The following is a 5,943-nucleotide window of genomic DNA, read 5'->3' on the forward strand; positions in this document are numbered from 1 at the left end:
CGGGTTTGAGGCAGGAGAAGGCCGCGTGCATGGCGATGCCGGCCGCTGCGGCGCGGGCCCCGCGGCTCCCTCCGTGGAGGACGTCGCCGCTGCGTTCTGGGCCCCGGCCCGGGAGATCTTCGCCGAGCAGGCCACGGCGATCGCCGACCAGATCGGCCAGCTCCTCACCGAGACCGAGGCCCAGCGCGCGGCGCGCGAGCAGGTCGAGTACGAGGAGCGGCTCGCCGGACAGCGCGCCCGCATGGACGGCGCGTTCGCGAAGGTCGGCGAGAGCGCCGCCGAGCGCGCCGAGCGCCACCGCGTCGAGGACGTCCTCGTCCCCGGCCCGGCCGGTCGGGACGACTTCGTCGCCCTGGTCGACCGGCTCGCGGACCGGCTCACCGAGACCCCCGAGGACCGCGCCCGCCGCGAGGAGACCGAGCGCGAGACCGAGAAGCGGCGCCTCCGCGCCCGGGAGGACAAGCGGCTCGCCGACGCCGGTGAGACCCCGGCCCAGCGCACCCGCCGCCACCGTCGGCAGCGGCTCGCCGACCAGCGCGAGGCCGGTCTCAAGGCCCGCCGCCAGCGGCGCCGCGCCGCCCGCGTCCCCGGGCCCACTGACCGCACCCGCCGGTTCCGCCGCTGGTGCGCGCTCACCGCGATCAGTGCCACCTGCGGCTACACCGTCGGCCTCGTCCCGCTGGTCAGCCCCGGCGGGCCGTTCGTAGGCCTGCTGCTCGCCGGTGCCGGGTGGGCCCTCGACCTCCACATGCGCGACCGCGGCCGCATGCGGGTCTCCGAGGTCACCAGGCCCGGCCTCGCTGCGCAGCCCGGCTCGTGGTGGCCGGCCGGCGCCGTGATCGACCCCAGGTTCCCGGTGCTCCCGCCGGCCGCGCTCGCACAGCACTGGACACTGGCCGCCCGGGCCCGTGAACTCGGCGCCCCGTACGGTGTCGACTTCCTGGACGAACAGGCGGTCCGGGGGCTGCTCACCGCGCAGAAACGCACCGTCCGCCGGAGATCGATGTGGAGCAAGATCTTCGCCCTGGTCCTCGTCGTGGCCGTGATGGTCGGTGTTCTCGGCTCGGACTTCACCTACTCCGAGCAGCGCCGGCAGTCCATCCTCGTCATCGGCGGCCTGGTGGCCACCTGTGTGCTCACAGCTCTCCCCGCACTGAAGACGCACTGGACCTGGCACCGCTCCGGCCTGCGCGACCGGGCCAACGCCTACCTCGGCCTGCTCGTCGAGGCCCGCGCGTACGGCGTCCCGGTCCCCGTCCCGCCGTCCTGGCTGGACGTCCGCAACCGGATCCGCAAGCCCTCATGACCTCCGTGGAAGGCCCGATGTCCGACATTCCGACAGCCACCGAGGACACCCGGCTCCAGATCCGCTTCGTCGTCCCGCCCGCCTTCCACGAGGTCCCGGTACTGGGCACCGACGACGAGGTGGCCGAGGAGCTCTGGGAGCTGGTCTGCGAGGTGCTGGCCTCCCATCCCGAGGAGATGCGGGTGCGCTGGGCCGTGGCACTGGCCGAGCTGATCCCGCCGATGGCCGAGGCCGGGGTGATCCACGCCGGGATGTGCCTGGTGGACGTGGACGGCCGCCCCAGCACGGCGTCGATCGTGGCCTCGGTGTGCCCGCTGGTCGGCACCGAATACCCGGGCGCGGTGGACTTCCTGCTCACCCGCCTGGCCCTGTCCCGTCCGGAGGCGGAGGTGACGGCGATCGAGCTGCCGGCCGGGCGGGCGGTGGCGGTGATCGACGCCGTGGCGACCCCGGTCGACGACGGGTCGACCCCGCTGGACGGCCTGGCGGTCCCGCTCGTCGACGGGACGCTGACCACCTCGGTGATCCAGGTGCACCTGCCGCTGCCGAACGAGTCCCAGCTGCTCTCGCTGGAGTTGAGCACCCCGTGCCCCGAGGACTGGGTGCTCTACTCGGAGCTGTTCGCCGATGTCGTCCGCAGCATCCACCTGGAGTTCGCCGACCTCCCGACCGTCTCCGAGCCGCTGTACGACACGGTGGACGAGGAGGTGGCGCAGCGGGTGAGGGCCGCGTTCGGGTGATCCGGGTGAAGGTGATCAGGTGAGGGTAGCCTTGCCGGGGTGAGCACCTGTGCGACCGTGTCGCGTGAACTTTCGGAGCCGCTGGCAGCGACGGCGGCGGTGGCGACCACCTGGCTGCTGGTGGAGCAGAACGGACCGTGGGGCGCGAAGGCGCTGGGTGAGAGCCACCTGGACGCGGCGGTCGGGCGGGCGCTGGAGGCGGCCGCGGCGGGGACGGGCGTGCGGGTGGCCCTGATCCGGCGGCCCGGGCGGCACGCCGACTGCCTGCCGACCGCACGCCACGAGGTGCTCGTGGCGCACACGGTGCCCGGCCGCGGCTGGGTACGCCGGGCGGGGGTGGCGGATCCGGCGGAGCTGCTGGAGCTGGACTTCGCGGCGCTGGGCGCCGGTGACCACACCGGCTTCGGAACGGAGCACGTCGGCGGCCCGGTGGCCCTGGTGTGCACCAACGGGCGGCGGGACCGCTGCTGCGCGCTGCTGGGCCGTCCGCTCGCGGCGGAGCTGGCGGCGGCCGGGCACAGCGAGGTGTGGGAGGTGACCCACCTGGGCGGGCACCGCTTCTCCCCCACGATGCTGGTGCTGCCGTACGGCTACGCGTACGGGCGGCTGACGCCGGAGACGGCCAAGGAGGTGCTGGCGGCGACGGCGGCCGGGCACGTGGTGCCGGAGTGGTCGCGGGGCTGCTCGGGTTGGGAGCGTCCGGGCCAGGCGGCCGAGCACGCGGTGCGGCTGGCCACCGGCGAGACCGGGGTGGACGTGCTGACGCTCACCCAGCGGCCGGACGGCGGGGGCCGCTGGCTGGTGACGGTGCTGCACCGGGACGGGCGGTCCTGGGAGGTGGACGTGATCGAGGCGGCCAGCGAGCCGGCGCGCCCGGAGAGCTGCGGCAAGGCGGCGGGGACGCCCTCGCGGATGGACGTGCTGTCCGTACGGGGGGTCTGAAACGCGGCGGCCCCGCGCCCGTGGGGGTGAGCGCGGGACCGCTGCGGCGGAGCGTCAGCCGGCCGCCTTGGCGACGAACTCCGTGGTGTACGTCTTCGCCAGGTCGATCGTCCCCTCCTTGCCCTTGACGTCCGGGTGGAACGCGGCGAGCACCGAGAGCACCGTCTTCGGCCCGTCGGCCGGCATCACGCCGTCCGTGGTGAACATCGGCAGCGTCGCCTTGATCGCCGCCGCGTACTGCTCGGCGCCGCCCTGCGCGTAGTCGGCGGGCATCTTCGCGGCGATCTCCTCGGGGGTGTGGCCGGACATCCACTTGAGGGTCTTCACGAAGGCGTTGGCGAGCTTCTGGGTGGTGTCCTTGTTCTTCTCCACCCAGTCGGTGTTCATGTACAGCGACGAGGACGGGTACAGCCCGCCGAGGGCCTCGCGCGAGCCCTCGGGGGTGCGCATGTCGTACAGGACCTTGCCCAGGCCCTTGTCCAGGATGTTCGCGACGGTCGGGTCGGTGGTCATCCCGGCGTCGATGCTGCCCTGCTGGAGCGCGGCGATGAAGGTCTGGCCGGCGCCGACCGCGATCGGGCTGAACTCGCTGACGGCGGTGCCGTTCTTGACCGCGAGGTACTTGGTGAGGAAGTCGGTCGAGGAGCCGATGCTGGTGACGCCGAGCTTCTTCCCCTTGAAGTCGGCGCCGGACCTGATGGCGTCGGCCTGCTTGGTGGAGACCACCTCGACCTCGCCGGGCGCCTGGGCGAACTGCACGACGGACTCGACCTTCTTGCCCTTGGCCTGGAGGTCGATGGTGTGGTCGTAGAAGCCGACGGCGCCCTGGACGTCCCCGGCGAGCAGCGCGGTGGTGGCGTTGACGCCGGCCGGCTCGGTCATCAGCTCGACGTTGACGCCGGCGTCGGCGAAGTAGCCGAGCCGCTGGGTGAGCATCGCGGGCAGGTAGATGACCTTGTCCAGGCCACCGACCATGATCTTGACCTTGGGTCCGTCGACCTGCTGCCCGGCGGGGGCTGCGACGGCGCCGTGGCCGGCGGTGGCGGCGTCGTTGGCACAGGCGGAGAGCGGGAGGAGCAGGGCGGCGGCGAGGGCGGCGGCGACTGGTCTGCGCATGGGTGGGGGTGCCTCTCTCTTCTGACGACGGGGGGAGTTCAGCGGCCGTCGCCCGCGTCGGCGGGCTTCCAGCGGAACAGCTTCTTCTCGGCGAAGGTCAGCAGTCCCTCGGTGAGCAGCGCGACGACGGCGAGGATGGTCATGGCCGCGTAGACGCCGGCCGCGTTGAAGGTGCCCTGGGCGGCCGCGACGAGCAGGCCGAGGCCCTTGGTGGCGCCGATGTACTCGCCGACGATGGCGCCGATCAGCGCGAAGCCGAAGCTGACGTGCAGGCTGGTGAAGATCCAGGTGGTGGCGGCGGGGATGACCACCTGGAGGGTGACCCTGCGGTTGTCGGCGCCCAGGATGCGGGCGTTGGCGACGAGGTTGCGGTCCACCTCGCGGGCGCCCTGGAAGGCGTTGAAGAACACCGGGAAGAACACCAGCACCACCGCGGAGGCGACCTTGGAGGCCGGGCCCAGGCCGAACCAGATCAGGAAGATCGGCGCGAGCACGATCCGCGGGATGGCGTTGAGCACCTTGATGTACGGCCCGAGCACGTCGGCCAGGAAGCGGACCCGGCCGAGCGCGATGCCCAGCAGCACACCGCCGATGACGCCGATCACCCAGCCGGTGAGGGCCTCGTAGAGGGTGTAGCCGATCTGCTCGCCGAGCGAGCCCTGCGCGGTGCCGTGGGTGGTCCACTGCCAGATCTGGTCCCAGATCCTCGACGGCTGGGAGAAGTTGAACGGGTCGATGACGTCCGTCCGGGCGCAGACCTCCCACAGTCCGAGGAAGGCGACCAGCACCGCGACCCGGGCGCCGAAGACGCCCAGCCTCCGGTTGCGGGCGGCCCGTTCACGGGCCTCGGTCCTCGTCGTGACGGCCGGGGGCTTCCCGGCGGCGGCCGGCGCGGACGCCGGCGCCGCCCCGGACCCGGGCACGGACTCCGCCCCGGGCTCGGACGCGGACTCGGATGCGGTCTCAAGCGGCACGACCCGCTCCTCTCTCCCGGGTGATGCGCACCTCTTCGCCGAGCGAGGCCCAGATCTCGCGGTACAGCTCGACGAACCTCGGTTCCAGTCGGACGGCCTCCACGCTGCGCGGGCGCGGCAGGTCGACGGTGAAGATCTCCTTGACGGTGGCCGGTCCTGCCGTCATGACGACGACCCGGTCGGCGAGCGCGATGGCCTCGTCCAGGTCGTGGGTGACGAAGACGACCGACGCCGCGTCCCTGGAGGAACCGGTCCCCGCCCACAGCTCCAGCAGCTGGTCCGACATCAGCGCCCGGGTCTGCACGTCCAGTGCCGAGAACGGCTCGTCCATCAGCAGGATCGCCGGGTCGTTGACGAAGGTCTGGGCGAGCGCGACGCGTTTGCGCATGCCGCCGGACAACTGGTGCGGGTAGCGGTCCTCGAAGGCGGCCAGGCCGACCCGGCCGAGCCAGTCCCGGGCCCGCTCCCGGGCCTCGGCGGCGGGCACGCCGCGGAAGCGCGGGCCGGCCATCACGTTGGACAGGACGGTGCGCCAGGGGAAGACGGCGTCCTGCTGGAAGACGAACCCGACCTTGGGGTCGATCCCGCGCACGGGCTCGCCGTACACCCGGACCTCGCCCTCGGTGGGCTCCTCCAAGCCGCTGACCAGCGTCAGCGTGGTGGACTTGCCGCAGCCGGTGGGGCCGACGACGGCGACGAACTCGCCTTGGGCGACGGTCAGATCGAGATCGCGGACGGCGGTGTGCAGCGCCCCGGAAGGGGTGCGGAACCGTTTGGTCGCGCCGGTCAGCTCGATCGCCGGGGTCTTGCTCATGTCGATCCTCCCGGGTCTGTTGCCTGCCCCGGAAAGGTAGGAGCGGGCCCG

General features: G+C 72.9%; 6 protein-coding genes. 3 read left to right on the plus strand and 3 right to left on the minus strand.

Going from position 1 to position 5,943, the window contains the following annotated elements:
• Positions 1-25: 25 nt before the first annotated feature.
• From ACIQOV_RS23475 to ACIQOV_RS23485, 3 genes are read left to right on the plus strand one after another with little or no spacing between them, the layout of a single operon-like run.
• Complete coding sequence (locus ACIQOV_RS23475) at positions 26-1,306, plus strand: hypothetical protein (protein ID WP_401051389.1); 1,281 nt, start codon at positions 26-28, stop codon at positions 1,304-1,306.
• Positions 1,307-1,323: 17 nt separating this feature from the next.
• On the plus strand, positions 1,324-2,046 hold the full coding sequence (locus ACIQOV_RS23480; protein WP_401051390.1) for a hypothetical protein: 723 nt from the start codon (positions 1,324-1,326) through the stop codon (positions 2,044-2,046).
• A 39-nt stretch (positions 2,047-2,085) separates the two neighbouring features.
• Complete coding sequence (locus tag ACIQOV_RS23485) at positions 2,086-2,988, plus strand: sucrase ferredoxin (protein WP_359912592.1); 903 nt, start codon at positions 2,086-2,088, stop codon at positions 2,986-2,988.
• A gap of 54 nt (positions 2,989-3,042) precedes the next feature.
• Here the strand turns inward: ACIQOV_RS23485 and ACIQOV_RS23490 are convergent, their stop codons facing one another.
• Genes ACIQOV_RS23490 through ACIQOV_RS23500 form a run of 3 tightly spaced genes read right to left on the minus strand, consistent with a single transcriptional unit; the run spans position 3,043 to position 5,892 of the window.
• Complete coding sequence (locus ACIQOV_RS23490; RefSeq protein WP_359912595.1) at positions 3,043-4,104, minus strand: ABC transporter substrate-binding protein; 1,062 nt, start codon at positions 4,102-4,104, stop codon at positions 3,043-3,045.
• A 38-nt stretch (positions 4,105-4,142) separates the two neighbouring features.
• Positions 4,143-5,027 carry an ABC transporter permease gene (locus ACIQOV_RS23495; RefSeq protein WP_380540235.1) on the minus strand — a complete coding sequence of 295 codons (885 nt, stop codon included), beginning with the start codon at positions 5,025-5,027 and terminating at the stop codon, positions 4,143-4,145.
• A gap of 40 nt (positions 5,028-5,067) precedes the next feature.
• Entirely contained in the window at positions 5,068-5,892 is an 825-nt protein-coding gene (locus ACIQOV_RS23500) for an ABC transporter ATP-binding protein (protein ID WP_359912598.1), read from the minus strand.
• Positions 5,893-5,943: the final 51 nt, after the last annotated feature.

Origin of the sequence: Kitasatospora sp. NPDC091257, assembly GCF_044757675.1 — a bacterium.
Taxonomy (GTDB): domain Bacteria; phylum Actinomycetota; class Actinomycetes; order Streptomycetales; family Streptomycetaceae; genus Kitasatospora; species Kitasatospora lactacystinica.

Coding starts and splice junctions, on each gene's coding strand:
- ACIQOV_RS23480 (WP_401051390.1), top strand. CDS start 1,324: ATGTCCGACATTCCGACAGCCACCGAGGACACCCGGCTCCAGATCCGC.
- ACIQOV_RS23490 (WP_359912595.1), bottom strand. CDS start 4,104: ATGCGCAGACCAGTCGCCGCCGCCCTCGCCGCCGCCCTGCTCCTCCCG.
- ACIQOV_RS23500 (WP_359912598.1), bottom strand. CDS start 5,892: ATGAGCAAGACCCCGGCGATCGAGCTGACCGGCGCGACCAAACGGTTC.